This window comes from Inquilinus sp. CA228 (assembly GCF_052078665.1).
Lineage (GTDB): Bacteria > Pseudomonadota > Alphaproteobacteria > DSM-16000 > Inquilinaceae > Inquilinus.
In genome coordinates this window covers 41077-66895 of record NZ_JBQJIK010000045.1, presented here as the reverse complement: position 1 = coordinate 66895, position 25819 = coordinate 41077, and the positions used below count along the sequence as shown (strand labels likewise).

Sequence of the window (25819 nt, the reverse complement as noted above, 5' to 3'; positions counted from 1 at the left end):
ACCAGCCGCTCGCCCTGGCGGCCGCGGTCGGCGGCGTCGCTGTGGCTCTCGAGATGGGCCGCGACCAGCCAGAGCGGCCGCGGCGCGTCGAGCCGGGCGGCGATCGCCATGCGTCCGCCCAGCCGGCGCTGGTTGCCGCTGCGGCCGGCGAACCAGGTGCCGCCGGCGTCGAGCGGGATGATCACCGGGTCCAGCAGCGGATGGCGGCTGAGGATGGCGTTGCCGTGCAGCCCGACCCGGTTGTCCTCGTCGGCATGCCATTCGCATTCGCGGGAATCGCCGAGGCCGAGCTCGACGAACTCGGCGCCATAGGCCCAGCCCATGCCCAGCGCCTCGGCCAGGTCGCGCACCGTGTGCCGGTTGCCGGACCGGGCCATGCCGATATCGGCCTCGGTCAGCAGCACCACATCGGCGCAGGCGGCGCCGCTGGCGCGCAGCAGGGCGGCGGAGGGGGCGTGGTACTTCAGCCGCTCGGCGTTCCAGGCGACGACGCGCAGCCGCGCCCCGACCGGCCGGTCCCCCATGCTGGGGTGGGGCGGAGCCGGGCGGTGTTCGACCGCGTTGAGCGCCGGCACCTGGGCGGCGAAGCGGTCATGCGCGTCGTCCGGCGCCAGGGCAGCGTCGGCCAGCAGGATCGGGTCGGGGGCCGGCAGCACGCCGGCCCGCCGGGTGATGATCTCCCGCATCAGGCCGCGATCGCGCGCTGGTTGACCAGATCGGCCAGGCGCCGGGCGCGGGCCAGGCTCTCGGCCAGCTCGGCATCGTAGCGGTCGGCATTCAGCTCCAGGATCATCACCGTGTCGGGCTGGAAGCGCAGCTCGGTGAAGATCTCCTCCCAGGCGATGTCGCCCCAGCCCAGCGGCAGGTGCAGGTCGCCGATGCCCAGCGCCACCGCCTCGGACGGCTCGTAGAACTTCGTCATGGTGTAGGGCCGGCCGAAGCTGTCATGGACGTGCAGATGGCCGGTGGCCGAGGCCATGCTGCGGATCTGGGCGCGCCAGTCCAGGCCGCGGCGGGTGCACTCGATATAGGCGTGGCTGAAGTCGATCAGCGTGCACAGATTCGGGTGGTCCACGGCCCGCACCGTGTCGGCGACCTCGGCCGGGGTCTGGCGGTACTCGCCGTCATCCATGGCGAAGATGTTCTCGAAGGCCAGCTTGACGCCGTAGCCGCGGGACACATCGGCCAGCTCGGCCAGGGCCTCGCGCTCGATCGCGTCGAGCCGGTCGCGGCCGGCCTGGTCGGTCATCGCCGCCTTGCCGCAATGATGCACCAGCACGCCGGCGCCGACCTGGTCGCACAGCTCCAGCATCGCCCGGACCACCGCCTTCTGCAGCGGCAGGTGCTCCGTGTCCATGAAGTTGGAGACGATCTGGCCGTGCACGGTGTAGCGCAGGTCGTGGCGGCGGACGATCTGCTCCAGCTTGTGCACCCGGTCGGGCAGCACGCGGCCGCCGGCGATCAGGTCCTCGCCGTAAAGCGACAGCTCGGCCGCGTCGGCGCCGAGCGCGGCGATGCGGCCGAGGCTGGCATCCAGGCGCGACAGGTTGCCCTTGCCGCTGACGCCGGTGGAGAAGCCTATGGCGGTGATGATCTCGGTCATGGCGATGTCTCGCTGAAGCGGAAGGTCAGGCGGCGGCGGTGGCGACGGCGAAGCGATGCTCGACCGGCAGGTCGGCATCGAGCCGCAGTCCGGTGTGCGGGTCGAAGAAATGCAGCTGCGACGGCGGCAGGTAAAGGCCCAGCGGCTGGCCGGGGGTGTAGTCGGCCTCGGCCCCGGTGGTGACCGCGAAGGACAGGCCGTCGATGTCGGTGTGGATCACCCGGCCGGCGCCCAGCTCCTCGATGAAGTCGACCGTGGCGACCAGCGCGCCGGAGTGGTCGGTCGGCACGATCTCCACCAGCTCCGGCCGGATGCCCAGCGTGGTCGAGCGCTCGACGAAGCGGCCGCCATCGGCCGGGTCGATCGCGATCGTCTTGGTCTCGTCGAAGCCGAACTGGCCGGGGGCGAAGATGCGGCCCTCGATGAAGTTCATCGCCGGCGAGCCGATGAAGCTGGCGACGTAGCGGGTGCGCGGGTGGTTGTAGATCTCGGCCGGCCGGCCGATCTGCTCGACCACGCCCTTGTTCATCACGATCAGCACATCGGCCAGGGTCATCGCCTCGACCTGGTCATGGGTGACGAAGACCGAGGTGGCGCCCAGGCGCCGGTGCAGGCGGCGGATCTCGACTCGCATCTGCACCCGCAGCTTGGCGTCCAGGTTGGACAGCGGCTCGTCGAACAGGAACACCTCCGGCTCGCGGATGATGGCGCGGCCCATGGCGACGCGCTGGCGCTGGCCGCCGGACAGGGCGGCCGGCTTGCGGTCGAGGAAGTCCTCGAGTCCGACCAGCTTCGCCACCTCGCGCACCTTGGCCATGCGCTCGGCCTTCCGCACGCCGGCGACCTTCAGCGCGTAGCCCATGTTCTGGGCCACGGTCATGTGCGGGTACAGGGCGTAGTTCTGGAACACCATGGCGCAGCCGCGCTCCCGCGGCTCCAGCTTGTTCACCACCCGGCCGCCGATCGCGATCTCGCCCTCGGTGACCTCCTCCAACCCGGCGATCATGCGCAGCAGGGTCGACTTGCCGCAGCCGGACGGGCCGAGGATCACGGCGAAGGTGCCGGACGGCAGGTCCAGGTCGACGCCGTGCACCACCGGGGTCTTGCCGTAGCTCTTGCGCACGCCGCGGATGGCGATGTGGGCCATGGGTTTCTCCTCACTTGTCGGTGGCGATCAGGCCGCGCACGAACCAGCGCTGCATCAGCGCGACCACCAGCAGCGGCGGGATCATCACGATCAGGGTGCCGGCCATGGCGATGTTCCATTCCGGCAGGCCGCCCTGGTTGGTCGGGATCAGGCGCTTCAGCTCGACCACCGCAGTGCTGAAGGACTGGTCGGTGGTGACCAGCAGCGGCCAGAGATACTGGTTCCAGCTGTAGACGAAGAGGATCGCGGCCAGCGCCAGCATGTTGGTGCGCGACAGCGGCATCAGGATCTCGGCGAAGAAGCGCATGGCGCCGGCGCCATCCATCTTGGAGGCTTCCAGGAGCTCGTCCGGCACGGTCAGGAAGAACTGGCGGTACAGGAAGGTGCCGGTGGCCGTGGCGATCAGCGGCAGGATCAGGCCGGTGTAGGAGTTCAGCAGGTTCCACTGCAGGTCAACCTGCAGCCCGATGGCCGCGAGCATGCTCTGGAACGGCGACAGCGCATTCGCCGCGATCGAATAGGTCGGCACGATGCGGACCTCGAGCGGCAGCATCAGCGTGGTGAAGATCAGCCAGAACACCACCATCCGCGCGCGGTAGCGGAAGAACACGATCGAGAAGGCGGTCAGCGCCGCCAGGACGATCTTGCCGGCGGTGACGCCGACCGCGACGATCAGGCTGTTCAGCAGCTTCGGGCCGAACTCCGCCTGGTCCCAGGCCGCCGCCAGGTTGTCGATCAGATGGCCGCCGGGGATCAGGCTCATCGGCACCTGGTTGACGCCCTGGATGTCCTTGGTCGCGGCCGCCAGCACGATGGCGAAGGGCAGCAGCACGAGCACCAGGCCGGTGATCAGGATCAGATGCGTCAGCGCGTTCAGGATTGGGGTGCGTTCTATCATCGCCGTCCTCCCTCAGCTGTAGTGGATTCGGCGTTCGACCCAGCGGAACTGGACGAAGGTGAGGACCATGACCAGCAGCATCAACACGATGCTCTGGGCGGCGGCGCCCGAGTAGTCGAGGCCTTTGAAGCCGTCGAAATAGATCTTGTAGACCATGACCTCGGTGCCGCGGGCGGGGCCGCCCTCGGTCATGATGTCGACGATGCCGAAGCTGTCGGTGAAGCTGCCGGTGAGGTTGATCACCATCAGGAAGAACAGGGTCGGCGCGATCAGCGGCAGCTGGATGTCGGCCATCCGGCGCAGCGCGCCCGACCCGTCCATGGCGCTGGCCTCGATCAGGCTGCGCGGGATCGACTGCAGCGCCGCCAGGAAGAAGATGAAGTTGTAGCCGATCCAGATCCAGGCGTGGCACAGCACCACCATGAGCAGGGCCTGGGTGCCGTTCAGCACCGGGTTCCACAGGCCGGGCCACAGGGCGTTCAGCGCCCCGATCATGCCGCTCTCGGGCGCGAAGATGAAGCGGAAGGCCACGGCGGCGGCAGGGGCCGCGATGGCGTAGGGCCAGACGAAGACCGAGCGGTAGGCCTGGAAGCCGCGCAACTGGCGGTCGACGAACAGGGCCAGGACCAGGGCGCCGGCCATGGCGATGCCGGTGGCCAGCAGGGCATAGGCGAAGCTGACGCCGATCGAGCCCCAATAGGCGCTGTCGCTCAGGAGCGCCTGGAAATTCTCCAGCCCGACCCATTGATTGCCGCCGCCCCAGGGCTGCTCCAGCGTGAAGGCCCAGTACAGCGCCTCGCCGGCCGGCCAGTAGAAGAACAGGAACACCAGCAGCAACTGCGGCGTGATCAGGAGCCAGGCCAGCGTCCGGTTCTTGAAGTGGGCGCGTTTTTCCATCGGGTCCGAGGCGGCTGGTGGAGAAGGGGCAGGGTGCACCCCTCACCCTCCCGTGGGCCGGGAGGGTGAGGGGGCTGCGCCGGGTCAGAGCAGCTGCTTGCCGGCGTAGGTCTTCTCGAAGCGGCGCAGGATCACGTTGCCGCGCTCCACCGCCTGGTCGAGGCCGTCCTGCACCGAGACCTTGCCGGCGATGATCGCCTGGAAGGCGTCCTGGACCTCCTTGCGGATCTGGATGTAGCCGCCGAGGCGGATGCCGCGCGAGATCGGGGTGGTCGGGGTGTAGGTCAGGCTGGCGATCGCCACCTCGCGGCCCTTGTAGGGGGCCTTGTCGTAGAAGCCGGCGGCCTTCATCGCCTGGAAGCCGGAATTGGTCACCGGGATGTAGCCGGTGACGGTCGACCACCACTCGACCGAGGAGGGCTGGGCGATGAAGTTCAGCAGGGCCGCGGCGCCCTTGTATTCGGCGTCCGACTTGCCGGCGAGGACCCACAGCGAGGCGCCGCCGACCAGCGAGTTCTTGCGCTCGGTGCCGGCGAAGACCGGCAGCATCACCACGTCCCAATGCATGTCGGGCGCGGCCAGCTTGCTGATGGTGCCGTGATCGGCGACCGAGGTCTGGATCATCTGGCAGGTGCCGGAGGCGAAGGCCGGGACGATGTCCTGGCCGCCTTCCTTGGTCTTCAGCACGAACAGATGCTCGTCGTACATCTTCTTCACGAAGGTGACGTAGTCGACGAACTTGGTCTTGTTGAAGACCAGCTCGGCGTCGAGCCCGTCATAGCCATTGTTCTTGCTGGCGATCGGCTGGTTGTGGATCGCCGAGAACTGCTCCAGGTTCTGCCAGGGGTCGAAGTTGAAGGCCATCGGGCAGTCGTAGCCGGCGGCCTTCAGCTGGCGGGAGATCTGCTCGACGTCCTCCCAGGTCTCCGGGCCCTTGTCGCGGCCGATCTTGGCGAAGGCGTCCTTGTTCCAGTAGAACAGCGCCGTCGAGGAATTGTACGGGAACGACATCAGCTCGCCCTTCGACGTCGCGTAGTAGTTCGCGATGCCGGGGAAATAGTCGTCCCACTTGATGTCGTAGCCGTTGTCGGCCATCAGCTTGCGGGCCGGGACGTAGGCGCCGGACAGCATCAGGTCCAGCGTGCCGGCGTCGAACACCTGCACCACGGTCGGCTGCTTCTGGGCGCGGTAGGCGGCGATGGCGTTCTGCACCGCGTTCGGATAGCCGCCCTGGCCGACGCAGACGGCCTCGAAATCGGCCTGGCTGTCGTTGAAGCGCTTGCAGGTGTCCTGCACCCGCTGCTCCAGGTCGCCGGTCAGCCCGTACCAGAACTCGAACTTGGTGCGCTCGGCCGCCTGGGCCGGCTGCGCAAATACTGCGGCGGCAGCCAGCGCGAAGGCGGCCGCCGACAGCTTGGTCACGACGGTCATGTTTGTCTCCCCTTGGCCGCCCTGCACGTCCGCGACGGCGGCGACGGGACCGTTCCCTACAAGGGGAAGATGACGGTTCGGTTTAACAACCGTATCGTCCGGATGACATTTGCTCCTCCAGCCTGTGGATTCCGGCGACAACTGCAGGAAATTAGACGAAAATCCGATAGGTCCGTACTATCGTGGCTTGCTTCAATTCCATATTTCTGCAATTCTAGAAATATGAATGAGATCGCAGCGATCGAGGGGCTCGGCGCCCTGGCCCAGTCGACCCGGCTGGCCGTTTTCCGCCTGCTGGTCCAGGCCGGGCCCGACGGCGTGCCGGCTGGGACCGTGGCGGAGCGGGTCGGCGTGCCCAGCACCACGCTCTCGACCCATCTCGGCATCCTCAGCCGCGCCGGGCTGATCCGGTCGCGGCGGGAGGGCCGCTCGATCCTCTATTCCGCCGATCTCGACGGCGTGCGGGCGTTGCTGTCCTTCCTGGTCCAGGACTGCTGCAGCGGCCGGCCGGAGATCTGCGCGCCGCTGGTGGGCATCATCGAGCGGGCGAGCTGCGACTGCGCTCCGGTGCCCTCGGCATCAGGAGGTTTGGCATGAGCGATCCCGTCTTCAACGTGCTGTTCCTCTGCACCGGCAACTCGGCCCGTTCGATCATCGCCGAGGCGATTTTGAACCGCGTCGGGCAGGGCCGGTTCCGGGCCTTTTCCGCCGGCAGCCAACCCAAGGGCCAGGTCAACCCGCGGGCGCTGGCGGTGCTCGAGCACAGCCATCACGACGTCAACGGCCTGCGCTCCAAGGGCTGGGAGGAGTTCGCCGGCCCGGACGCGCCGCGGCTCGATTTCGTGTTCACCGTCTGCGACAACGCCGCGAGCGAGGTCTGCCCGGTCTGGCCCGGCCAGCCGATGACGGCGCATTGGGGCGTGCCCGACCCGGCTGCGGTCGAGGGCCGGGAATCCGAGATCGGCCTGGCCTTCGCCGAGACCTACCGCCTGCTGTTCACCCGCATCTCGATCTTCACCAGCCTGCCGCTGCGGTCGCTCGACCGCATCTCGCTCGGGCATCGCCTGCGTGAGATCGGCCAGACCAGGAAGGAACCGGCGTCGTCATGAGCGCGGTCACGATCTACCACAACCCGGCCTGCGGCACGTCCCGCAACGTCCTCGGCCTGATCCGCAATGCCGGCATCGCGCCGGTGGTGATCGAGTACCTGAAGACGCCGCCGAGCCGGGCCGAGCTGGCCGACCTGATCCGGCGCATGGGCGTTCCGGTACGGGCGGTGCTGCGCGAGAAGGGCACGCCCTATCACGAGCTCCGCCTCGACGATCCGGCCCTGACTGACGACCAGCTGCTCGACGCCATGATGGCGCATCCGATCCTGATCAACCGGCCGATCGTCGTGACCGAGCTGGGCGTGACGCTCGCCCGGCCGTCCGAGGCGGTGCTCGACATCCTGCCGGCGCCGCAGCGCGGCGAGTTCCGCAAGGAGGATGGCGAGCTCGTCGTCGGCGCCTCCGGCAAGCGCACCTGACCCTTCCCTCCGATCGATCGGATCCGTGATGACCGCCGAGACGACCGCGGCCCGGCCCATGCCGGCCGCCCCCGCCATGGGGCTGTTCGAACGCTATCTCAGCGCCTGGGTGCTGCTCTGCATCGTCGCCGGCATCGGCCTGGGCGCGGTGGTACCGGGATTCTTCGCGCTCGTCGCCTCGGCAGAGGTCGCCAAGGTCAACCTGCCGGTGGCGGTGCTGATCTGGGCGATGATCGTGCCGATGCTGCTGAAGATCGACTTCGCCGCGCTGGGCGAGGTCAAGGCGCATTGGCGCGGCGTCGGCGTCACCCTGTTCGTCAACTGGGGCGTCAAGCCGTTCTCGATGGCGCTGCTAGGCAGCCTGTTCATCGGCCATCTGTTCGCGCCCTGGCTGGCGCCGGACCAGATCCCGTCCTACATCGCCGGGCTGATCCTGCTGGCCGCGGCGCCCTGCACGGCCATGGTCTTCGTCTGGTCCAACCTGTGCGAGGGCGAGCCGCATTTCACCCTGAGCCAGGTCGCGCTGAACGACCTGATCATGGTCTTCGCCTTTGCGCCGCTGGTCGGCCTGCTGCTCGGCGTCGCCTCGATCACCGTGCCCTGGGACACGCTGCTGCTGTCGGTGGTGCTCTACATCGTCGTGCCGGTGGTCGTGGCCCAGCTGTGGCGCCGGTCGCTGCTGACCGTTGGCGGCGAGCCTGCGCTGCGGCGGACCCTGGCCGTGCTGCAGCCGCTGTCGCTGACCGCCCTGCTGGCGACGCTGGTGCTGCTGTTCGGCTTCCAGGGCGAGCGCATCCTGGCCCAGCCGCTGGTGATCCTGCTGCTGGCCGTGCCGATCCTGATCCAGGTCTATCTCAACGCGGGCATCGCCTATTGGTTGTCCCGGCGCCTCGGCGTCGCCTGGTGCGTCGCGGCGCCGGCGGCGCTGATCGGCGCCTCGAACTTCTTCGAGCTGGCGGTGGCGGCGGCGATCAGCCTGTTCGGCCTCGGCTCCGGCGCGGCGCTGGCCACCGTGGTCGGCGTGCTGGTCGAGGTGCCGGTGATGCTGTCGGTCGTCCGCCTGGTGAAGGCCTCGCGCGGCTGGTACGAGCGCCCGCTGGCTTAATGACTCCCCGCCTGATCAGTCGAGCACCTCGGTCACCCGGCGCGGTTCGGTCGGGTGCTCAGGGCGGTCGCCGATTGGGCGCTGCCACCAGCCGACATCGTGCCAGGCGCCGTGCTTGAAGCCGACGTCGCGATAGACGCCGAGCGGCACGAAGCCGATCGCCTCGTGCAGGGCGACGCTGGCCGGGTTCGGCAGGGCGATGCCGGCGAAGGCGGCGTGGAAGCCCTGCCGCCGCAACAGCACGAACAGCCGCTCGTACAGCGCGCGGCCGATGCCTTGCCGCCGCCCGGCTTCGGCGACATAGACACTGACATCGACCGACCAGCGATAGGCCGGCCGGGCCCGGTGCTGGCCGGCATAGGCATAGCCCAGGATCCGGCCGTCCCGCTCCAGCACCAGCCAGGGATAGGCCGGGATCGTGCCGCGGATGCGGTCGGCCATCTCCGCCACCGTGGGCGGCGCCAGTTCGAAGGAGATCGCGGTGCCGGCGACGATCGGGGCGTAGATGGCGTGGAGGGCAGGGGCGTCCTCCGTCGTGGCGAGGCGGATCATCGGGTGTCCCGACCGGCTGAGATCCGGATACATTATCCCTTGACTCATCGACCATCAAGGTATCAGGATCGAGCCATGGCCGAAGCCCGCAAACTCGCAGCCGTCACCCGCCCCGCGGTCGACTACACCAGCCGCTCCTACTGGGCCGGCACGATCAAGATGAGTCTGTCCAAGTTCTTCATCCTGCGCGTGCTGCACGACCGGCCGATGCATGGCTACGACATCGCCCGCGCGGTCGAGCTGACGACCAATGGCTGCTGCTCCCCGACCGAGGGCACGATCTACCCGGTGCTGCGCGAGTTCGAGGAGGGCGGCTACGTCACGGTCGAGAGCAGCGTCGTCTCCGGCCGGCCGCGCAAGACCTACACCCTGACCGGCAAGGGCCGCGAAGCCTTCAAGGTCGGCGTCGAGGCCTGGCTGGAGGTCACCCGGGCACTGACCGAAACCGAGAGCGTGATCGCCCGGGAGAGCAGCGGAGGCTGCTGCGGCTAGCCTCTCTTTTTTGCCGCAATACATCGTCCATCGATGCCTAGAGCATAGACAGTGAGGAGATGCCCGATGAACCGCCCGCTTGCCGCGTCGGACCGCAGGACGCTCGAAGCCACCTCGCCTTCGCAGCTGCCGGTCGCGATCATCGGCGCCGGCCCGGTCGGCCTGGCCGCCGCGGTCCATCTGCTCGGGCATGGCCTCGAGCCCGTGATCCTGGAAGCGGGCGCCCGGGTCGGCGCCGCAGTACGCGACTGGGGTCATGTGCCGATGTTCTCGCCCTGGGGCTACAGCACCGACCGGGCGGCGGTCGCGCTGCTGCAGCGGCACGACTGGGCGCGCCCGGACGAGGCCGGCTATCCGACCGGCCTCGACCTGGCCGAACGCTACCTCGACCCGCTGGCCGCCACGCCGGAGATCGCCGGGCGCCTGCGCCTCGGCACCCGCGTCACCGGCATCGCCCGCGCCGGCCACGGCAAGATCCGCACCGCCGGGCGCGACGATCGGCCCTTCGAACTCCGGTTTGTCGACAGCGGCGGGCGGGAGGGCCGGATCTTCGCGCGGGCGGTGATCGACGCCTCCGGCACCTGGTCCTCGCCGAACCCGGCCGGGGCCGGCGGCCTGCCGGCGATCGGCGAGCGCGCGGCCGCCGCGCGCATCCGCTATGGCATGCCCGACGTGCTCGGCCGCGAGCGCGACCGCTATGCCGGCCGCCGCACCCTCGTCCTCGGCAGCGGCCATTCCGCCACTGGCACGCTGCTCGACCTGGCCGAACTGGCCCGGCAAGCGCCGGATACAAGCATCATCTGGGCCTTCCGCAGCACCGACCGACTGTTCGGCGGCGGCGAGGCCGACCAGCTGCCGCGCCGCGGCGCCCTCGGCCTGCGGCTGCGGGCGCTGGCGGAGGCGGGCGCCTACGAGATCGTCGCACCCTTTGCGGCGGACGCGATCGAGACCACGTCTGATGGTGGCCTGCATGTCCTCGGCGACCGGGACGGCGTCATGCACACCATCGAGGCCGACGAGTTGGTGGTGGCGACCGGCCTGCGGCCCGACCTGTCGATCCTCGGCGAGCTGCGAATCGACCTCGACCCGGCGCTCGACTGCCCGCGGGCGCTGGCGCCGCTGATCGATCCCAACGAGCACAGCTGCGGCACCGTCCGCCCGCATGGCGCGGCCGAGCTGGCGCAGCCGGAGCCGGGGCTGTTCATCATCGGCATGAAGGCCTATGGCCGGGCCCCGACCTTCCTGCTGGCCACCGGCTACGAGCAGGCCCGGTCGGTCGCGGCCCATCTCGCCGGTGACCTCGAGGCCGCGGCCCGCGTCGAGCTGGACCTGCCCGAGACCGGCGTCTGCAATGGTCCTGGCAGGCGGGAGGCGGAGGCAGCGTCCTGCTGCGGCCCCGCCGCCCGGGCCGCTCCCGCCAAAGCATCGGCCTGCTGCTGAGCGACGGAAAAATCATGGCTGAAGGGATCGGCGCGGCCGGCTCGGTTTCCGGGCGACGGCTCCTCGGGGTCGTCGCCGGGCTCGGGCTGACCCAGATCATCGGCTACGGCACGCTATATTACAGCTTCAGCATCCTCGCCGCCGGGATGGCCGCCGATATCGGCTGGTCACAGGATGCCGTCTACGGCGCCTTCTCGGCGGCGCTGCTGGCCGGGGCGCTGATCGGCCCGCGTTGCGGCCGCTGGGTCGACCGGCACGGCGCCGGCCGGGTCATGGCCCTGGGCTCGGTGGCTGCGGCCGCCGCTCTGGTCGCCTGCGCCGTCGTTCCCGGGCCGCTGGGCCTGGCCCTGGGGCTGGTCGCGATCCAGCTGGCGGCGTCCTTCGTCCTCTACGAGGTGGCGTTCCCGGCGCTGGTCCAGGTCGTCGGATTCGGCGCTCAGCGCAGCATCACCCATCTGACCCTGATCGCGGGCTTCGCCTCGACCCTGTTCTGGCCGGCCACCGCGGCGCTGCAGGACCACCTGACCTGGCGCGAGGTGTATCTCGTCTTCGCCGCGCTGCACCTGCTGCTGTGCCTTCCCATCCATCTCTGGCTGCGAAGCCTGGCCCGGGCGGCCGGCCCGGCGGCGCCTCCGGCCGCTACCACCACGGTTCCCGAGGATGCTCAACGGCAGCATCAGGACAGACGCACCCTGCTGGTGCTGACCACAGCCGGTTTCTCGTTCGCCGGCTTCGTCTCCTCGGCCGTGCTGGTGCACATGGTCCCGCTGCTCGGGGCGCTCGGTCTGGGCGCCGGCAGCCTGCTGATCGGCGGCCTCTTCGGCCCGGCCCAGGTGCTGAGTCGCTTCCTGACCATGACCGCCGGCCGCCGCGCCAGCCCGGTCGGCCTCGCGATCGTCGCCGCCGGCCTGCCGCCGCTGGCGCTCGGCCTGCTGCTGCTCGGGGCGCCCGCCCTGGCCGCGGCGATCGGCTTCGTGGTCCTGTTCGGGCTCGGATCCGGGCTGAACAGCATCGTTCGCGGCACAGTGCCCCTGGCGCTGTTCGGGCGGTCGGGCTACGCCGAGCGGCTCGGCTGGATCTCCAGCGTCGTCCATGTCGTCTCCGCCCTGGCGCCCTTCCTGTTCGCAGCCCTGCTGGAGCGACTGGGGCCTGCGCCGGCCCTCTGGCTGACGGTCGGCCTCGGCGGCCTCGCCGGGCTCGCCTTTCTGGAGATCCGGCGGAAGAGCGGCACCATAGCCGGCCGGACGAGCGCCCGCCCCAAAGCAAACGGCCCCGCCGAAGCGAGGCCGCTATAGCCGGGAGAGGATCGGCCTGGTGACCCCGCCTGGCCGGAAAGGGGCGATCGAGCGGGATCAGAGCGCATGGCGCGAAGGCTCAAGGCGCGCGACAGGTGATGCGGCGCAGACGGCCGGGTCGAACGGCGCGTCAAGGTTTCGGCGCGCCGCCCTTACGGCCTGCCTGCACCGCCGATGACGACAAGGGATGGCGCGACGTCCCTCAACGGTGCCGTCGCGCCGGAATTCGTCATCGATCCTGTTCGGCCGGACCCGCCACGGGGCGGGGATCCGGGAGGTCTGGTCCACGGGGGCGGAGTCGAACCACCACAGCGCGAGCGGGGCGTTTACAGCGCCTTGCCTTCACCGATAGGCGAGCCCGTGGGCCGCGGAAGGCTGGCGGAACGTCGAGGAGTCGGCCCGGCGGTCATGCCCTTCCCAAGACAGGGAAAGGACACCGTTTCTGCTTGGGCTGACTTTACCTACGGCTTGGAAAACCGACGCACGACCGCTCTGCCACCCTTCCGATCAGAAGGTGGATTTTTCGCATGGATATCGCAGAGCGTGGGTCATGCGCGGCGTATAGCACAGGACCGGTCCGGTGGGAATGGCCCGGAGCCGGCACCGTCCGCCGAAACGCGAACAGCCCCGCCGAAGCGGGGCCGTTGCGGAATTCGGAGAGGATCGGCCGGTCAGACGAACTGGACCGTGACGATCTCGTAGCTCTTGGAGCCGCCGGGGGTGGTGACCTCGACCTGGTCGCCCTCGGCCTTGCCGATCAGCGAACGCGCCAGCGGCGCGGTGATCGACAGGCGGCCTTCCTTGATGTCGGACTCGTCCTGGCCGACGATCTGGTAGGTGATCTCTTCCTCAGTGTCCTCGTCCGCCAGCGTCACGGTGGCGCCGAACTTGACGGTGTCGCCCGACAGCTTGGAGGTGTCGATGATCTCGGCCCGGCTGATCCGGTCCTCGAGTTCCATCACCCGGCCTTCGATGAAGCTCTGGCGCTCGCGCGCCGCGTGGTACTCTGCGTTTTCGGACAGGTCACCATGCTCGCGTGCCTCCGCGATCGCCTTGATCACCTCGGGCCGCGCCACGCTCTTCAGATGCTTCAACTCTTCCTGCAGGCGGTTGTATCCCCCCGCGGTCATCGGCACCTTTTCCATCGCGCTCCAGTCCCAAAAAGCCAAAAAGCATTACACCCGGCGTCCAGGACGCCGGCCTCCAGACCTGCTCGTATCCCTGCCCCCGGTGCTACCGCGCCGAACCTAGGTAGGATTGCAGCGGGGCGACTTCAAGCGCCCCGGCCTTCAGCGCGGCGATGGCCTCCACAGTCGCGCGCGCCCCGGCCACGGTCGTCGAGTAGGGAATGTTATTGACCAGCGCGGCGCGGCGCAAGCCGAAGCTGTCGCGCACCGTCTGGGCGCCGTCGGTGGTGTTGAACACCAGTTGGACCTCGCCGTTCAGGATGGCGTCGACGATGTGCGGCTGGCCCTCCATCACCTTGTTGATGCGCCGGACCTTGAGCCCGCCCTCCTCCAGCGCCTTGGCGGTGCCGGTCGAGGCCAGGATCTCGAAGCCCAGCTCGGCGATGCGGCGGGCGACCGCGAGGATCGCCGGCTTGTCGCGGTCCTTGACCGAGACGAACACGGTGCCGGACAGCGGCACCTTCTGGTTGGCGCCCAGCTGGCTCTTGGCGAAGGCGCGGCCGAAGTCGCGGTCCAGGCCCATGACCTCGCCGGTCGACCTCATCTCCGGCCCCAGGATGACGTCGACGCCGGGGAAGCGGTTGAACGGGAACACCGCCTCCTTCACCGCCGTGTAGGGCGGGGTCGGGCCGGTCAGGGTGAAGTCGGCCAGCTTCTCGCCGGCCATCACCCGGGCCGCGATCTTGGCGATCGGCGTGCCGGTCGCCTTGGCCACGAAGGGCACCGTGCGGCTGGCGCGCGGGTTGACCTCGATGACGTAGACCTCGTTGTCCTTGACCGCGAACTGGGCGTTCATCAGCCCGATGACGCCGAGGCCGTCGGCCAGCATCCGGGTCTGGCGCTCGATCTCCTGGACCACGGCGGCGGACAGGGAATAGGGCGGCAGGGCGCAGGCGCTGTCGCCGGAATGGATCCCGGCCTCCTCGATATGCTCCATGATGCCGGCGACATAGACCTCGTCGCCGTCGCGCACCGCGTCGACATCGACCTCGATCGCGTCCTGCAGGTAGCGGTCGATCAGCACCGGGTTGCGGCCGGAGACCTTGACGGCCGTGGTGATGTAGCGGCGGAAGCCCTGCAGGTCGTGCACGATCTCCATGCCCCGGCCGCCCAGCACGTAGGACGGGCGCATCAGGCAGGGGAAGCCGACCTCCTGCACGATCGCCTCCGCCTCCTCGACCGAATGGGCGATGCCGCTCTTCGGCTGGCGCAGGCCCAGCTTGTCCAAGAGGTCACGGAAGCGCTCGCGGTCCTCGGCCAGGTCGATCGCATCCTTCGGCGTGCCCAGGATCGGGATGCCGGCCGCCTCCAGGTCATGCGCCAGCTTCAGCGGCGTCTGGCCGCCGAACTGGACGATCACGCCCTTGACCGTGCCGCGCTCCTGCTCGACCCGGATCAGCTCGATCACGTCCTCGGCGGTCAGCGGCTCGAAGTAGAGCCGGTCCGAGGTGTCGTAGTCGGTCGACACCGTCTCCGGGTTGCAGTTGACCATGATGGTCTCGTAGCCGGCCTCCTTCAGCGCATAGGCGGCGTGGACGCAGCAATAGTCGAACTCGATGCCCTGGCCGATCCGGTTCGGGCCGCCGCCGAGGATGACGATCTTCTCGCGGTCGGTCGGGTCGGATTCGCACTCGCCCTCATCGAAGCCGGCCTCGTGCGTCGAGTACATGTAGGGCGTGGCCGAGGCGAACTCGCCGGCGCAGGTGTCGATCCGCTTGTAGACCGGGGTCACGCCCAGGCCGCGGCGGGCCGAGGTCGCCTCGGCTTCGCTGACATCGGCCAGCTTCGCCAGCCGGGCGTCGGAGAAGCCCATCCGCTTCAGCCGGGAGAAGCCCTGGGCGTCCTCGGGCAGGCCGTAGCGCCGCACCTCTTCCTCGGCGGCGACGATCTTCTCGATCTCGCGCAGGAACCAGGGGTCGAACTTGCAGGCGGCGCGGATCTCCTCGACCCCGAGGCCGAGGCGCATCGCCTGGGCGATCACCAGCAGCCGGTCATGGGTCGGGCGGGCCAGGGCGGCACGGATCACCTGCGGGTCCGGCGCGTCCATGGCGACGCCCGGGATCTCGACCTCGTCCAGGCCGGTCAGCCCGGTCTCCATCGACCGCAGCGCCTTCTGCAGCGCCTCGGCGAAGTTGCGGCCGATCGACATCGCCTCGCCGACCGACTTCATGCTGGTGGTCAGGGTCGGCTCGGCGCCCGGGAACTTCTCGAAGGTGAAGCGCGGCATCTTGACGACGACGTAGTCGATCGTCGGCTCGAAGCTGGCCGGGGTCACCTGGGTGATGTCGTTGGTCAGCTCGTCGAGGGTGTAGCCGACTGCCAGCTTGGCCGCGACCTTGGCGATCGGGAAGCCGGTCGCCTTCGAGGCCAGGGCGGAGGAGCGGCTGACCCGCGGGTTCATCTCGATCACGACCATGCGGCCGGTCTCGGGGTCGACCGCGAACTGCACGTTCGACCCGCCGGTGTCGACGCCGATCGCGCGCAAGACCGCGATCGAGGCGTCGCGCATCCGCTGGTATTCCTTGTCGGTCAGCGTCAGGGCCGGGGCGACGGTGACGCTGTCGCCGGTGTGGATGCCCATCGGATCGATGTTCTCGATCGAGCAGATGATGATGCAGTTGTCCGCCCGGTCGCGGACCACCTCCATCTCGAACTCCTTCCAGCCGAGGACGGATTCCTCGATCAGCACCTCGCGGGTCGGGCTGGCGGCGAGGCCGGAGCGGACGATCTCCTCGAACTCGACCCGGTTGTAGGCGATGCCGCCGCCGGTGCCGCCGAGGGTGAAGGACGGGCGGATGATCGCCGGCAGGCCGACGGCCGGCAGCGCGTCGATCGCCTCGGACAGGCTGTGCACCACCACGCTCTTCGGCGATTCCAAGCCGATCTCGTCCATGGTCTCGCGGAACTTGGCGCGGTCCTCGGCCTTCTCGATGCTGTCCCGCTTGGCCCCGATCAGCTCGATCCCCAGCCGTTCCAGCGTGCCGTTCTCGGCCAGCGCCATGGCGGTGTTCAGCGCCGTCTGCCCGCCCATGGTCGGCAACAGCGCGTCCGGACGTTCGGCCTCGAGGATGCGGGTGACGAACTCCGGCGTGATCGGCTCGATATAGGTCGCGTCCGCCAGCTCCGGATCGGTCATGATCGTCGCCGGGTTGGAGTTGACCAGGATGACGCGGTAGCCCTCCTGCTTCAGCGCCTTGCAGGCCTGGGCGCCGGAATAGTCGAACTCGCAGGCCTGGCCGATCACGATCGGTCCGGCGCCGATGATGCAGATCGAGCGGATGTCGGTGCGCTTGGGCATGGGGGGCGGCCTGCTGGGTACGGGGGGCACGCTCCCGAAGGAGCGCGCTCTTATAAGGAAGGAACGCGCGCGGGGAAAGCCCCGGGGCGACCGCATGGCGCAGGGCAGGGGCGACCTGTCGTCATCCGGGCCCTGGCGAAACCGGCTCCGGCGCCCCATTTGCAGCGCATCATCGGGCTGGAGGGCGGCATGGCGAAACCGGCGCAGGCGGCGCCCCTTGGCATCCTGGGCGCCATGGAGCGGGAGGGCCTGTCCTACGTCTTCTACGGCCGTGTCCTGGTGCTGGCGCTGCTGGCCCTCTACGTCGTGCTGACCATCCCGGCCGAGCGGTCGGTCGCCTATATCGGCCTGATGGCCGTCTTCCTGGTGCTCGGCCTGATCCCCTATCTGCTGCAGCGCCGCGGCAGCATCGGCGTCTGGGGCGTCGGCGCCTTCCTGGTGCTGGACGCGGTGGTGCTGACCTTCGTGATGGTGGCGCCGAACCCGCTGTTCGGGTCCGACCTGCCGGTCCAGTTCACCCAGCGAATTCCGAACTTCCTGTTCCTGCTGCTGTTCCTGTGCGGCGTGGCGCTCAGCTATTCACCCAAGCTGGTGCTGCTGGTCGGCGGGGCGCTGGCCGTGTCCTGGTCGCTCGGCTTCGCCTGGCTGGCGACACAGCCGGACAGCATCGTCACCAGCGCCGGCGATGTGGTCGACGGCCCGGACGCCAGTGCCAAGCGGGTGTCGATGCTGCTCGACCCGCACGCCGTCAGCAGCACGCTGTGGATGATCCAGACCGTCGTCCTGGTGCTGATGACGGTGGTGCTGGCGCTGGCCGTGTGGCGCTCGCGCAAGCTGGTCGGGCGGGCGGCGCGGATGGAGGCGGCCAAGGCGGCGCTGTCGCGCTACTTCTCGCCCAACCTGGTCGGCCGGCTCGCCGCGTCGGCGACGCCGCTCGGAGAGATCCAGCGCCAGCCGGCGGTGATCCTGTTCGTCGACATCGTCGGCTTCTCCGGCCAGGCCGAGGGGCTGGCGCCGGAGCGGGTGGTGGCGCTGCTGCGCAGCTTCCACCGGCGCATGGCGCAGCAGGTCTTCGCCCATGAGGGCACGATCGACAAATATATCGGCGACTGCGTGATGGCGACCTTCGGCACGCCGCAGCCCGGCCCGCGCGACGCCAGCAACGCGCTCAGCTGTGCCCGGGCGATGTGCAGCGAGGTCGAGCGCTGGAACGCCAAGCGGCAGACCCGCGGCGCGGTGCCGGTCGAGGTCGGCATCGGCCTGCATTACGGCCTGGTGGTGATGGGCAATATCGGCGACGAGCGGCGCCTCGAATTCGGCGTCGTCGGCGACACCGTCAACGTCGCCAGCCGGCTGGAGCGGCTGAGCCGCCGTCTCGCCGCCCGGGTGGTGGCGAGCGACGCGGCCGTCGTCCAGGCCGGCCGTGAGGGCTGCCCGCCAGAGGTGCTGGGGGCGTTCGACCCGGCCGGCCAGGCGGAGATCCGCGGCCGTCAGGGGTCGTTGACGATCTGGACCCTGGCCGCCGCCGGGGCGATGCCGCAGGATCGGATGGCGATCGCGGAATAGGAGGCACGGAATGACCGGCACTGACGGGCTGCGCCGCCGACCGGCGGGCGAGACCACGGTGGCGCTGCCCTCCGGCGCCGCCATGCCGATCCTGGGGCAGGGCACCTGGGGCATGGGCGAGGACCGGCGCGAGGCCGACGAGGAGGCGGCGGCGCTGGCCGCCGGGCTCGACCTCGGCCTGACCCTGATCGACACCGCCGAGATGTATGGCGAGGGCGGCGCCGAGGAGGTGGCGGGCCAGGCGATCCACGGCCGCCGCGACGGTGTCTTCCTGGTCAGCAAGGTCTATCCGCACAATGCCGGCCGGACGGGCGCGATCGACGCCTGCGAGCGTAGCCTGCGCCGGCTCGGCACCGACCGCATCGACCTGTACCTGCTGCATTGGCAGGGCGGGACGCCCCATGCCGAGACCATCGAGGCGTTCGAGCGGTTGCGGCAGGACGGCAAGCTGGTCGATTGGGGCGTCAGCAATTTCGACCGCGACGACGTGGCGGCCTGGGCCGGCGAGGCGGGCGGCGACCGCACGGCGACGAACCAGGTCTGCTACAGCCTGTCGGCGCGCGGCATCGAATGGGACCTGCTGCCCTGGTGCCAGGACCGCGGCCTGCCGGTGATGGCGTATTCGCCGCTCGGCCAGGGCCGGCTGCTCGGCAACCCCGGCCTCGGCGGCGTTGCCCGCCGGCACGGCGTGGCGCCGGCCACGGTGGCGCTGGCCTGGCTGCTGACCCGGCAGGGCGTCGTCGCCATCCCGAAATCCAGCCGGATCGAGCGCCTGCGCGACCACCGCAAGGCCCTCGACCTCGTCCTCGAGGAGGCCGACCTGGCGGCGCTGGACCAGGCCTTCCCGCCGCCGCGCCGGAAGATGCCGCTCGCCATCCTCTGACCGCCGGCCGGCCCACCCCGGATCGCCGTCGCTCTCTCGACCGGATTCGGTCCGGAGCCAATGGCCGTCATCGTTGATCGGGTATTGATAATTGAGTTTTCGTAAGGTTTTGCAATCCGCAGTGAATTCAGATTGTGTCCTCTTTGTGATCTCTTCGTGTTCTAAAAGGAATTTGGCGGCGTTCTCGCTTGGTTTGTAGCCGTATGCTTGCTGTTGTAGCTTCTATCGACGACGGAATCTTCAGGATAGGGCGTGGAATGGGGGAGCCGGCTGTTTCCCAGGGAACATCGCCGGTTGATGGAAGAGGGATCAACCCTATGTTGTCTGGTATGAAGCGTCTTCTCGTGGCCGCCTCGGCGGCTCTGCTCCTCGCCGGCGCCTCCGGCGCCGCCTTCGCCCAGGACCGGGCGCCCGCGCCAGTGGCCGCCCCGGCGGTGTGGAACGGACAGGGCGACGCGAACCTCGCCACCAAAGTGGACTGGCGTCGCGACAGCTGGCGGCACGACCGCCGGGACTGGCGTCGCGATCAGTGGCGCCATGATCGCCGCGACTGGCGCCATGACCGCCGCGATTGGCGCCATGACCGCCGGGACTGGCGCCGCAACAGCTGGCACGACTGGCGCCGCCCCTACAACCCCTGGCGCTGAAACTGATCGCGCCGTGATCCGAGAATGATCGAGGCCGGCCCTGCGGGGCCGGCCTTTTTCATCGGTCACATCCGGACCGGATCCGGCAGGGGCGGCTCGGCCGGGCCTGCCGGAGGCACCTCCGGTGGCGGCTGTCCCGGCCCGTCCGGCGGCGTGTCCGGCCGCGGATTCGGCATCGGCGGGCGGGTTGGGTTGTCGGGGGGCGGCTTCGGATCGCTCATCATCGCGGCCTCGCTTCTCCGGGAATAGCGGTCTCCTGGTCAATCGCCCGCCGCCGGCTCCGGTTCCGGGGGAACCGGCGGGCCAACCGGGCCGTTGATTCCGTGAGATCAACAACCCCGGGAGAGCGACATGCAGGCCCAGGCAGCCCGCGATCTCAGCACGCGCGAGACCGAGCGGCTGATCGCCAGCGACAAGGTCGAGAACACCCCGGTGCGGCGGCCGAACGGCGACCGGATCGGCACCATCCAGCGAGTGATGATCGACAAGCGCACCGGCCGCGTCGGCTATGCGGTGATGACCTTTGGCGGCTTCCTCGGCATCGGCGAGGACTACTACGCCCTGCCGTGGTCGATGCTGACCTACAACGAGGCGCTCGACGCCTATGAGCTGGACATCACCGAGGACCAGCTGCGCGGCGCGCCCGCGCACGACAGGGGCGAGCGCTTCGACTGGGACGACCGGCAATGGGCGCAGCAGGTGCACGACTACTACCGCGTGCCGCCCTATTGGATGTGACGACGAGTTCAGGCTGGGAAGACTTGAGGCGGCCCCGCGGCCGCCCCTTCTTTGCCCGGTCAGAAGATCCACCACAGCAGCACGGCGCCGAGAACGATGACCGCGAGCGTCATGGAGGCGTGGAGCACCCAGCGCATATGGCCGCTGGTCTCGCCCTGGCGGGCCTCGGTCTTGCTGAGCGTGGGCGGGCGGTCGTCCGGCATGTCGCCTCCTCTCGCTGGCAGTGGCCTTGGTGAAAAGGCAACGGCAGGGAGGGGAGGCGGGTTCCGGGCTATGCCGCCGGCGGGTCGGCCGGATCGGGGTTGGTCAGCGCCGTCAGCACGTGGTCGCGCCAGGCGCCGCCAATGAACAGGTAGTCCTTGGCATAGCCCTCGCGGACGAAGCCCAGGCGCTGCAGCAGGGCGGCGCTGCGGGCGTTCTCCGGCAGGTGGTTGGCCATCAGCCGGTGCAGGCCCAGCGGGCCGAAGGCATAGGGGATCGCCATCTCCAGCGCCTCGCGCATCAGCCCCTGGCCCTGCTGCGCCGCGGCCATCTGGTAGCCCAGCGTCGCCGCCTGGAAGGCGCCGCGCGCCAGCATGTTCAGGTTCAACTGCCCGACGATGCCGGCGTCCGGCCGGTCGATCCGGCGCAGCACCAGCCGCACGGCGCGGTCGTCCAGGAACAGGTCGACCGCCTCGGCGCCCCAGCGGCGCCAATGCGGCTCCGTCCGCCAGGCCGCGCTGCGCGGCGGCAGCCAGGGGCCGAGTTGGTCCCATTCCCGGTCGTGGAAGGCGGCCAGCGCCGCGCCGTCGGCCGGCCCGGCCAGGGTCAGGAAGACCCTGGCGCCGAGCAGGCGCGGCGGCGTGCGCTGCGGCATCAGCGCTTGTGGGCGTCGATCAGGTCGACGAAGCGCTGGAACAGGTAGTGGCTGTCCTGCGGCCCCGGGCTGGCCTCGGGGTGGTACTGCACCGAGAACACCGGCCGGCCCTTCAGCCGCAGCCCTTCGTTCGAGCCGTCGAACAGGCTGACATGGGTGACCTCGACGCTGTCCGGCAGGCTCTCGGCCAGCACCTGGAAGCCGTGGTTCTGGCTGGTGATCTCGACCTTGCCGGTGGTCAGGTCCTTGACCGGGTGGTTGGCGCCGCGGTGGCCGCGCGCCATCTTGCCGGTCTGGGCGCCCAGCGCCAGGGCCAGCATCTGGTGGCCGAGGCAGATGCCGAACATCGGCAGGCCGGTGTCGAGCAGCGCCTTGATCGTCGGCACGGCATAGGTGCCGGTCGCCGCCGGGTCACCCGGGCCGTTGGCCAGGAACACCCCGTCCGGGCCGTGGCTCAGCACGTCCTCGGCAGTCGTCGTCGCCGGCACCACGGTGACCTCGCAGCCGGTCGAGGCCAGGCAGCGCAGGATGTTGCGCTTGGCGCCGAAATCGATCGCCACGACCTTGCGCTTCGGCGCCTCCAGCGTGCCGTAGCCGGTGCCGAGCGCCCAGCGCGTCTGGTCCCAGCGATAGGTCTGGGTGCAGGACACCTCCTTGGCCAGGTCCATGCCCTCGAGGCCAGGCCAGGCCTCGGCCTCGGCCAGCGCCGTGGCGATGTCGAAATCGCCGTCCGGGGCGTGGATCACCACCCCGGTCGGGGCGCCGGCGTCGCGGATGCGGCGGGTCAGGGCGCGGGTGTCGACCCCGGCGATGCCGATCAGGCCGAAGGATTGCAGCCAGTCGTCGAAGTCGCGGGTGGCGCGCCAGTTCGACGGCTCGGTGATGTCGTCGCGCAGCACCAGGCCGCGCGCCGCCGTGGTCCCGGTCTCGACGTCCTCGGGGTTGGCGCCGACATTGCCGATATGCGGGAAGGTGAAGGTGACGATCTGCCCGGCATAGGACGGATCGGTCATGATCTCCTGGTAGCCGGTCATCGAGGTGTTGAAGCAGACCTCGCCGATCGCCCGGCCGGCGGCGCCGATGCCGCGGCCCCAAAGCACCGTGCCGTCGGCGAGCACGAGCGCCGCAGTGGCGCCGGGGGGCGGAGCGGTGTGGGACATGGCAACCTCGGGGTCTGAATTTCCAGGCATAAAGCACGGGTGGTTGCAAGATTCCAGCCCCTCTTGCCCGCGCTGGCGGAATGGCCGCCCCCTTCTCTTGCCTATGCCGGCCGAATGGCCGACATTCGCGCCGCTTCTGTCAGGAGGATCCGATCATGCTGCGCACCCAGTTCACCGACACGCTCAAGGAAGCGATGAAGGCCCGGGACGAGCGCACGCTCTCGACCGTGCGGATGATCATCGCCGCGCTCAAGACCAAGGACATCGACGCCCGCGCCAAGGGCAACATGGACGGCATCCCGGACGAGGAGATCCTGTCCCTGCTGCAGACCATGGTGAAGCAGCGGCGCGAGAGCATCGTCCTGTACCAGCAGGGCAACCGGCAGGATCTGGTCGACAAGGAGCAGGCCGAGATCGTGGTGATCGAGCGCTGGCTGCCCCAGGCGATGGGCGAGGCCGAGGCGGCGACGGCGATCGGCGCGGTGATCCAGGACCTCGGCGCCGCCGGCATGAAGGACATGGGCCGGGTGATGGCCGAGCTGAAGTCGCGCTACGCCGGCCGGATGGATTTCTCCAAGGTCTCGGCCGCGGTCAAGGCGCAGCTGGGCTGAGGAGCGGGTGGCATGCCGGCCGAAAGGTGACTATATTGGAGGTATGAAAAAGCCCGCGCCGATCCAGCCGCCGGACGATCCCGAAACCGCCGCGAAGCGTGCGGCGATTCGGGAAGGTTTGGCTGCACTCGATGCTGGTCGTTCGGTGCCTCATGAAGAGGTGCGGCGCTGGCTGTTGTCCTGGGGCACTGGGAAACGGCTGCCGAAGCCTGAGTGCAAGTAATCTGGTCGCCTCCGGCGCTGGACGATCTCGATCGTATTGTCGCCTATATCGAAGACAGCAATCCATGGGCGGCCTCCCGGCTTGCGGTGCAAATCATTAGCGCCGCCGACAGCCTGGAGCGGCTCCCGAGACGGGGCCGGCCCGGCATCGAGTTCGGAACGCGTGAGCTTGTCGTCGCCCCTTACGTCGTCGTGTATCGCGTCACGGATCGCGTTGAAATCGCTCGCATCTGGCACGGAGCTCAGAACCGCTGAGCCTGTACCGGGAATCGCGTTAGTCTGAGATGTTTCCCGCCCGATAGAACCTGTGCATGTCCCTTCCTCCCGGCTTCCTCGAAGAGCTGCGCACCCGCCTCCAGGTGTCCGACGTGGTCGGCAAGCGGGTGCCGCTGCAGCGCAGCACCAAGGGCGAGTTCAAGGCCTGCTGCCCGTTCCACAAGGAGAAGACGCCGAGCTTCACGGTCAACGACCAGAAGGGCTTCTTCCACTGCTTCGGCTGCGGCGCCACCGGCGACGCCATCGCCTTCGTGATGCAGCACGACCGCCTGTCCTTCATGGAGGCGATTGAGACGCTGGCCTCCCAGGCCGGGCTGGAGGTGCCGAAGGCCGAGCCGGAGGACCGGGCCCGGTTCGAACGGCAGAAGACGCTGTACGACGTGGTCGAATCCGCCTGCGCCTTCTTCGAGGCCGAGCTGCGCGGCGCCGCCGGCCGGTCGGCCCGTGACTACCTCAAGGGCCGCGGCCTGGACGGCGACACGATCTCGCGCTTCCGCCTGGGCTTCGCCCCCGGCGACGGCGGCAAGCTGATCAAGCATCTGCGCGGCCAGGGCTTCCAGGATTCGATGATCGAGGAGGTCGGGCTGGCCCGCCGGCCCGATGACGGCCGCGACCTCTACTCCTTCTTCCGCAACCGGGTGATCTTCCCGGTGGCCGACCGGCGCGGCCGCACCGTCGCCTTCGGTGGCCGGATCATGGAGGGGGACGGGCCGAAATACATCAACAGCCCGGACAACCCGCTGTTCCACAAGGGAAACCTCCTCTACGGCATGTCCCGCGCCCGGCAGGCGGCGTCGCAGGGCCAGACCGTGATCGTGGCCGAAGGCTACATGGACGTGATCGCCCTGGTCCGCGCCGGCTTCGAGGCGGCGGTGGCGCCGCTCGGCACCGCCTTGACCGAGGAGCAGATCGTCGAGCTGTGGAAGATGGCGCCGGTGCCGGTGCTGTGCTTCGACGGCGACGAGGCCGGGCGGCGCGCCGCCTGGCGGGCGATGGACCGGATCCTGCCGCAGTTGAAGCCGGACCATTCCGCCCGCATCGCCTTCCTGCCGCAGGGCGAGGACCCGGACAGCCTGATCCGCGGCTCCGGCGGCGGCGCGGCCATGCGGGCGGTGCTGGAGAGCGCGCTGCCGCTGGTCCGGGTGCTGTTCGACCGCCAGACCACGATGCACCGGCTGGAGACGCCGGAGGGCCGGGCCGGCCTGCGCGCCGGGGTCGAGGCCCAGGCCCGGCGGATCGCCGACCCGGCGGTGCAGGGCCAATACCTGGCCGAGCTGCGGGCCCGGTTCGAGGAGGCCTATCCCTGGCGGCCGAAGCGGCAGGAGTGGCGGCCGGGCGGCAAGCCGCCGGCGCCGGTCGGGCCCAAGCCGCAATCGATCCGCGACGAGCAGGACGACCGCCTGGCGATCTGCGTCCTGTTGTGCCTTCTCGCCGCGCATCCGGGCCTCGGCGAGGAGGTCGGCGAGGGCTTCACCAGGATCGAGATCCCCGATTCGGGCCTCGATTCGCTGCGCCAGTCGCTGCTGGCGCGACTCGGCGATTCGCATGGCCCCGAATCGGACTCCGACTCGGACGGACTTGATTCACAGCGGACACGGCCCTACCTGAGTGTTCCCGAAGCCGATGGATTGCCGCCGGCGTTGGTCGACCGCATTCGCAGGAAATGGCCCTTCACCCGGCCGGAGGCTCCTCTGGAGGAGGCGCGCACCGGCTGGGCCATGGTCATGGGGCATCTCGAGCTGCGCGCCCTCAGGCGCGAATTCGCGGATGCCGCGCGCGACCTGGCGCGGCAGGGTACGGAGGCCGCGCTGGAACGCTGGCACGGGCTGCGGCAGGAGATCGAGCGGCGGCAGGCGGTGCCGGGCGGGTTCTGACCCGCCGGGCCGGGATGGAGTTGATACCGCGCTAGGGCGGGGCAGGCATGATTCGAGTCGTGCCCCTTCCTTGCGCGCGGAAGCTTAGGTATGAGAGCCAGCTTCGGGCCCCT

At 69.6% G+C, this 25819-nt stretch carries 26 protein-coding genes and 1 tRNA gene; 14 read left to right on the top strand and 13 right to left on the bottom strand.

The annotated features are described in order from the left end of the window. From ACTOWL_RS22215 to ACTOWL_RS22190, 6 genes are all read right to left on the bottom strand, one after another. Window positions 1-686 (bottom strand): endonuclease/exonuclease/phosphatase family protein (locus ACTOWL_RS22215; RefSeq protein WP_441323449.1); only part of this gene is annotated, 686 nt, incomplete at its 3' end. Continuing rightward, on the bottom strand, window positions 686-1603 hold the full coding sequence (locus ACTOWL_RS22210) for a sugar phosphate isomerase/epimerase family protein (RefSeq protein WP_441323448.1): 918 nt from the start codon (window positions 1601-1603) through the stop codon (window positions 686-688). The genes ACTOWL_RS22215 and ACTOWL_RS22210, both read right to left, overlap by 1 nt. Before the next feature lie 25 nt (window positions 1604-1628). Beyond that, on the bottom strand, window positions 1629-2750 hold the full coding sequence (ugpC, locus tag ACTOWL_RS22205) for a sn-glycerol-3-phosphate ABC transporter ATP-binding protein UgpC (protein WP_441323447.1): 1122 nt from the start codon (window positions 2748-2750) through the stop codon (window positions 1629-1631). A gap of 10 nt (window positions 2751-2760) precedes the next feature. Then, a complete protein-coding gene (ugpE, locus tag ACTOWL_RS22200) occupies window positions 2761-3648 on the bottom strand; it encodes a sn-glycerol-3-phosphate ABC transporter permease UgpE (RefSeq protein WP_441323446.1) in 888 nt (295 codons plus the stop codon). 12 nt (window positions 3649-3660) lie between these two features. Next, window positions 3661-4545 (bottom strand): ABC transporter permease subunit, encoded by an 885-nt coding sequence (locus tag ACTOWL_RS22195; RefSeq protein WP_441323445.1) that lies wholly within the window; start codon window positions 4543-4545, stop codon window positions 3661-3663. Window positions 4546-4629: 84 nt separating this feature from the next. Further along, on the bottom strand, window positions 4630-5976 hold the full coding sequence (locus tag ACTOWL_RS22190; RefSeq protein WP_441323444.1) for an extracellular solute-binding protein: 1347 nt from the start codon (window positions 5974-5976) through the stop codon (window positions 4630-4632). A gap of 222 nt (window positions 5977-6198) precedes the next feature. Here ACTOWL_RS22190 and ACTOWL_RS22185 point away from each other — a divergent pair, with 222 nt between their 5' ends. From ACTOWL_RS22185 to arsB, 4 genes are all read left to right on the top strand, one after another. Further along, on the top strand, window positions 6199-6573 hold the full coding sequence (locus ACTOWL_RS22185; RefSeq protein WP_441323443.1) for an ArsR/SmtB family transcription factor: 375 nt from the start codon (window positions 6199-6201) through the stop codon (window positions 6571-6573). Further along, window positions 6570-7085, top strand: a complete 516-nt coding sequence (locus tag ACTOWL_RS22180; protein ID WP_441323442.1) for an arsenate reductase ArsC — start codon at window positions 6570-6572, stop codon at window positions 7083-7085. Before ACTOWL_RS22185 ends, ACTOWL_RS22180 begins: the two co-directional genes overlap by 4 nt. Next, complete coding sequence (gene arsC / locus ACTOWL_RS22175; protein WP_441323441.1) at window positions 7082-7504, top strand: arsenate reductase (glutaredoxin); 423 nt, start codon at window positions 7082-7084, stop codon at window positions 7502-7504. The genes ACTOWL_RS22180 and arsC overlap by 4 nt, the downstream gene beginning before the upstream one ends. A gap of 76 nt (window positions 7505-7580) precedes the next feature. After that, window positions 7581-8609, top strand: coding sequence for an ACR3 family arsenite efflux transporter (gene arsB, locus ACTOWL_RS22170; protein WP_441323450.1), 1029 nt, complete (start codon window positions 7581-7583; stop codon window positions 8607-8609). Window positions 8610-8624: 15 nt separating this feature from the next. On the opposite strand, the gene ACTOWL_RS22165 is transcribed toward arsB, so the two are convergent. Beyond that, a complete protein-coding gene (locus ACTOWL_RS22165; RefSeq protein ID WP_441323440.1) occupies window positions 8625-9161 on the bottom strand; it encodes an arsinothricin resistance N-acetyltransferase ArsN1 family B in 537 nt (178 codons plus the stop codon). Between the two features lie 75 nt (window positions 9162-9236). Here ACTOWL_RS22165 and ACTOWL_RS22160 point away from each other — a divergent pair, with 75 nt between their 5' ends. The 3 genes from ACTOWL_RS22160 to arsK all read left to right on the top strand — a co-directional run bounded on the left by ACTOWL_RS22160 (window position 9237) and on the right by arsK (window position 12388). Continuing rightward, the gene (locus ACTOWL_RS22160) at window positions 9237-9653 is read left to right on the top strand and encodes a PadR family transcriptional regulator (protein ID WP_441323439.1); all 417 of its coding nucleotides are present in this window, start codon (window positions 9237-9239) and stop codon (window positions 9651-9653) included. A gap of 66 nt (window positions 9654-9719) precedes the next feature. Then, window positions 9720-11093 (top strand): NAD(P)-binding protein, encoded by a 1374-nt coding sequence (locus ACTOWL_RS22155; protein ID WP_441323438.1) that lies wholly within the window; start codon window positions 9720-9722, stop codon window positions 11091-11093. Between the two features lie 14 nt (window positions 11094-11107). Continuing rightward, on the top strand, window positions 11108-12388 hold the full coding sequence (gene arsK, locus ACTOWL_RS22150) for an arsenite efflux MFS transporter ArsK (RefSeq protein WP_441323437.1): 1281 nt from the start codon (window positions 11108-11110) through the stop codon (window positions 12386-12388). A gap of 280 nt (window positions 12389-12668) precedes the next feature. Here arsK and ACTOWL_RS22145 read toward each other — a convergent pair. The 3 genes from ACTOWL_RS22145 to carB form a co-directional block, all read right to left on the bottom strand. Continuing rightward, window positions 12669-12752: transfer RNA gene (locus ACTOWL_RS22145), tRNA-Tyr, on the bottom strand. Between the two features lie 307 nt (window positions 12753-13059). Further along, window positions 13060-13533 carry a transcription elongation factor GreA gene (gene greA, locus ACTOWL_RS22140; RefSeq protein WP_380312589.1) on the bottom strand — a complete coding sequence of 158 codons (474 nt, stop codon included), beginning with the start codon at window positions 13531-13533 and terminating at the stop codon, window positions 13060-13062. A gap of 88 nt (window positions 13534-13621) precedes the next feature. Beyond that, on the bottom strand, window positions 13622-16873 hold the full coding sequence (gene carB, locus ACTOWL_RS22135; RefSeq protein WP_441323436.1) for a carbamoyl-phosphate synthase large subunit: 3252 nt from the start codon (window positions 16871-16873) through the stop codon (window positions 13622-13624). Window positions 16874-17062: 189 nt separating this feature from the next. On the opposite strand from carB, the gene ACTOWL_RS22130 reads away from it, so the two are divergent. The 4 genes from ACTOWL_RS22130 to ACTOWL_RS22115 all read left to right on the top strand — a co-directional run bounded on the left by ACTOWL_RS22130 (window position 17063) and on the right by ACTOWL_RS22115 (window position 20707). Then, window positions 17063-18439 (top strand): adenylate/guanylate cyclase domain-containing protein, encoded by a 1377-nt coding sequence (locus ACTOWL_RS22130; protein ID WP_441323435.1) that lies wholly within the window; start codon window positions 17063-17065, stop codon window positions 18437-18439. A 10-nt stretch (window positions 18440-18449) separates the two neighbouring features. Beyond that, window positions 18450-19322: an aldo/keto reductase gene (locus ACTOWL_RS22125; protein WP_441323434.1), complete on the top strand. Its 873-nt coding sequence runs from the start codon at window positions 18450-18452 to the stop codon at window positions 19320-19322. 329 nt (window positions 19323-19651) lie between these two features. After that, complete coding sequence (locus ACTOWL_RS22120; protein WP_441323433.1) at window positions 19652-19969, top strand: hypothetical protein; 318 nt, start codon at window positions 19652-19654, stop codon at window positions 19967-19969. Window positions 19970-20320: 351 nt separating this feature from the next. Beyond that, entirely contained in the window at window positions 20321-20707 is a 387-nt protein-coding gene (locus tag ACTOWL_RS22115) for a PRC-barrel domain-containing protein (RefSeq protein ID WP_441323432.1), read from the top strand. Between the two features lie 59 nt (window positions 20708-20766). On the opposite strand, the gene ACTOWL_RS22110 is transcribed toward ACTOWL_RS22115, so the two are convergent. From ACTOWL_RS22110 to carA, 3 genes are all read right to left on the bottom strand, one after another. Beyond that, complete coding sequence (locus ACTOWL_RS22110; protein WP_441323431.1) at window positions 20767-20910, bottom strand: hypothetical protein; 144 nt, start codon at window positions 20908-20910, stop codon at window positions 20767-20769. A gap of 68 nt (window positions 20911-20978) precedes the next feature. Next, a complete protein-coding gene (locus ACTOWL_RS22105; RefSeq protein ID WP_441323430.1) occupies window positions 20979-21563 on the bottom strand; it encodes a GNAT family N-acetyltransferase in 585 nt (194 codons plus the stop codon). Further along, window positions 21563-22723 (bottom strand): glutamine-hydrolyzing carbamoyl-phosphate synthase small subunit, encoded by a 1161-nt coding sequence (gene carA, locus ACTOWL_RS22100; RefSeq protein WP_441323429.1) that lies wholly within the window; start codon window positions 22721-22723, stop codon window positions 21563-21565. Before carA ends, ACTOWL_RS22105 begins: the two co-directional genes overlap by 1 nt. 155 nt (window positions 22724-22878) lie before the next feature. Here carA and ACTOWL_RS22095 point away from each other — a divergent pair, with 155 nt between their 5' ends. The 3 genes from ACTOWL_RS22095 to dnaG all read left to right on the top strand — a co-directional run bounded on the left by ACTOWL_RS22095 (window position 22879) and on the right by dnaG (window position 25706). Continuing rightward, entirely contained in the window at window positions 22879-23334 is a 456-nt protein-coding gene (locus ACTOWL_RS22095) for a GatB/YqeY domain-containing protein (protein WP_441323428.1), read from the top strand. Between the two features lie 213 nt (window positions 23335-23547). After that, window positions 23548-23811, top strand: coding sequence for a type II toxin-antitoxin system RelE/ParE family toxin (locus ACTOWL_RS22090; RefSeq protein WP_441323427.1), 264 nt, complete (start codon window positions 23548-23550; stop codon window positions 23809-23811). Window positions 23812-23867: 56 nt separating this feature from the next. Then, window positions 23868-25706 (top strand): DNA primase, encoded by a 1839-nt coding sequence (gene dnaG, locus ACTOWL_RS22085; protein ID WP_441323426.1) that lies wholly within the window; start codon window positions 23868-23870, stop codon window positions 25704-25706. Window positions 25707-25819: the final 113 nt, after the last annotated feature.

Excerpts from the sequence above, each read along its gene's own strand:
- ACTOWL_RS22110 (WP_441323431.1), bottom strand. The coding sequence starts at position 20,910 with ATGCCGGACGACCGCCCGCCCACGCTCAGCAAGACCGAGGCCCGCCAG.
- ACTOWL_RS22180 (WP_441323442.1), top strand. The coding sequence starts at position 6,570 with ATGAGCGATCCCGTCTTCAACGTGCTGTTCCTCTGCACCGGCAACTCG.
- arsB (WP_441323450.1), top strand. The coding sequence starts at position 7,581 with ATGGGGCTGTTCGAACGCTATCTCAGCGCCTGGGTGCTGCTCTGCATC.
- dnaG (WP_441323426.1), top strand. The coding sequence starts at position 23,868 with ATGTCCCTTCCTCCCGGCTTCCTCGAAGAGCTGCGCACCCGCCTCCAG.
- ACTOWL_RS22190 (WP_441323444.1), bottom strand. The coding sequence starts at position 5,976 with ATGACCGTCGTGACCAAGCTGTCGGCGGCCGCCTTCGCGCTGGCTGCC.
- ACTOWL_RS22165 (WP_441323440.1), bottom strand. The coding sequence starts at position 9,161 with ATGATCCGCCTCGCCACGACGGAGGACGCCCCTGCCCTCCACGCCATC.
- ACTOWL_RS22210 (WP_441323448.1), bottom strand. The coding sequence starts at position 1,603 with ATGACCGAGATCATCACCGCCATAGGCTTCTCCACCGGCGTCAGCGGC.
- ACTOWL_RS22185 (WP_441323443.1), top strand. The coding sequence starts at position 6,199 with ATGAATGAGATCGCAGCGATCGAGGGGCTCGGCGCCCTGGCCCAGTCG.
- ACTOWL_RS22160 (WP_441323439.1), top strand. The coding sequence starts at position 9,237 with ATGGCCGAAGCCCGCAAACTCGCAGCCGTCACCCGCCCCGCGGTCGAC.
- carA (WP_441323429.1), bottom strand. The coding sequence starts at position 22,723 with ATGTCCCACACCGCTCCGCCCCCCGGCGCCACTGCGGCGCTCGTGCTC.
- arsC (WP_441323441.1), top strand. The coding sequence starts at position 7,082 with ATGAGCGCGGTCACGATCTACCACAACCCGGCCTGCGGCACGTCCCGC.
- arsK (WP_441323437.1), top strand. The coding sequence starts at position 11,108 with ATGGCTGAAGGGATCGGCGCGGCCGGCTCGGTTTCCGGGCGACGGCTC.
- ACTOWL_RS22120 (WP_441323433.1), top strand. The coding sequence starts at position 19,652 with ATGAAGCGTCTTCTCGTGGCCGCCTCGGCGGCTCTGCTCCTCGCCGGC.
- ACTOWL_RS22155 (WP_441323438.1), top strand. The coding sequence starts at position 9,720 with ATGAACCGCCCGCTTGCCGCGTCGGACCGCAGGACGCTCGAAGCCACC.
- ACTOWL_RS22115 (WP_441323432.1), top strand. The coding sequence starts at position 20,321 with ATGCAGGCCCAGGCAGCCCGCGATCTCAGCACGCGCGAGACCGAGCGG.
- greA (WP_380312589.1), bottom strand. The coding sequence starts at position 13,533 with ATGGAAAAGGTGCCGATGACCGCGGGGGGATACAACCGCCTGCAGGAA.
- ACTOWL_RS22105 (WP_441323430.1), bottom strand. The coding sequence starts at position 21,563 with ATGCCGCAGCGCACGCCGCCGCGCCTGCTCGGCGCCAGGGTCTTCCTG.
- ugpC (WP_441323447.1), bottom strand. The coding sequence starts at position 2,750 with ATGGCCCACATCGCCATCCGCGGCGTGCGCAAGAGCTACGGCAAGACC.
- ugpE (WP_441323446.1), bottom strand. The coding sequence starts at position 3,648 with ATGATAGAACGCACCCCAATCCTGAACGCGCTGACGCATCTGATCCTG.
- ACTOWL_RS22095 (WP_441323428.1), top strand. The coding sequence starts at position 22,879 with ATGCTGCGCACCCAGTTCACCGACACGCTCAAGGAAGCGATGAAGGCC.
- ACTOWL_RS22125 (WP_441323434.1), top strand. The coding sequence starts at position 18,450 with ATGACCGGCACTGACGGGCTGCGCCGCCGACCGGCGGGCGAGACCACG.
- ACTOWL_RS22195 (WP_441323445.1), bottom strand. The coding sequence starts at position 4,545 with ATGGAAAAACGCGCCCACTTCAAGAACCGGACGCTGGCCTGGCTCCTG.
- carB (WP_441323436.1), bottom strand. The coding sequence starts at position 16,873 with ATGCCCAAGCGCACCGACATCCGCTCGATCTGCATCATCGGCGCCGGA.
- ACTOWL_RS22130 (WP_441323435.1), top strand. The coding sequence starts at position 17,063 with ATGGCGAAACCGGCGCAGGCGGCGCCCCTTGGCATCCTGGGCGCCATG.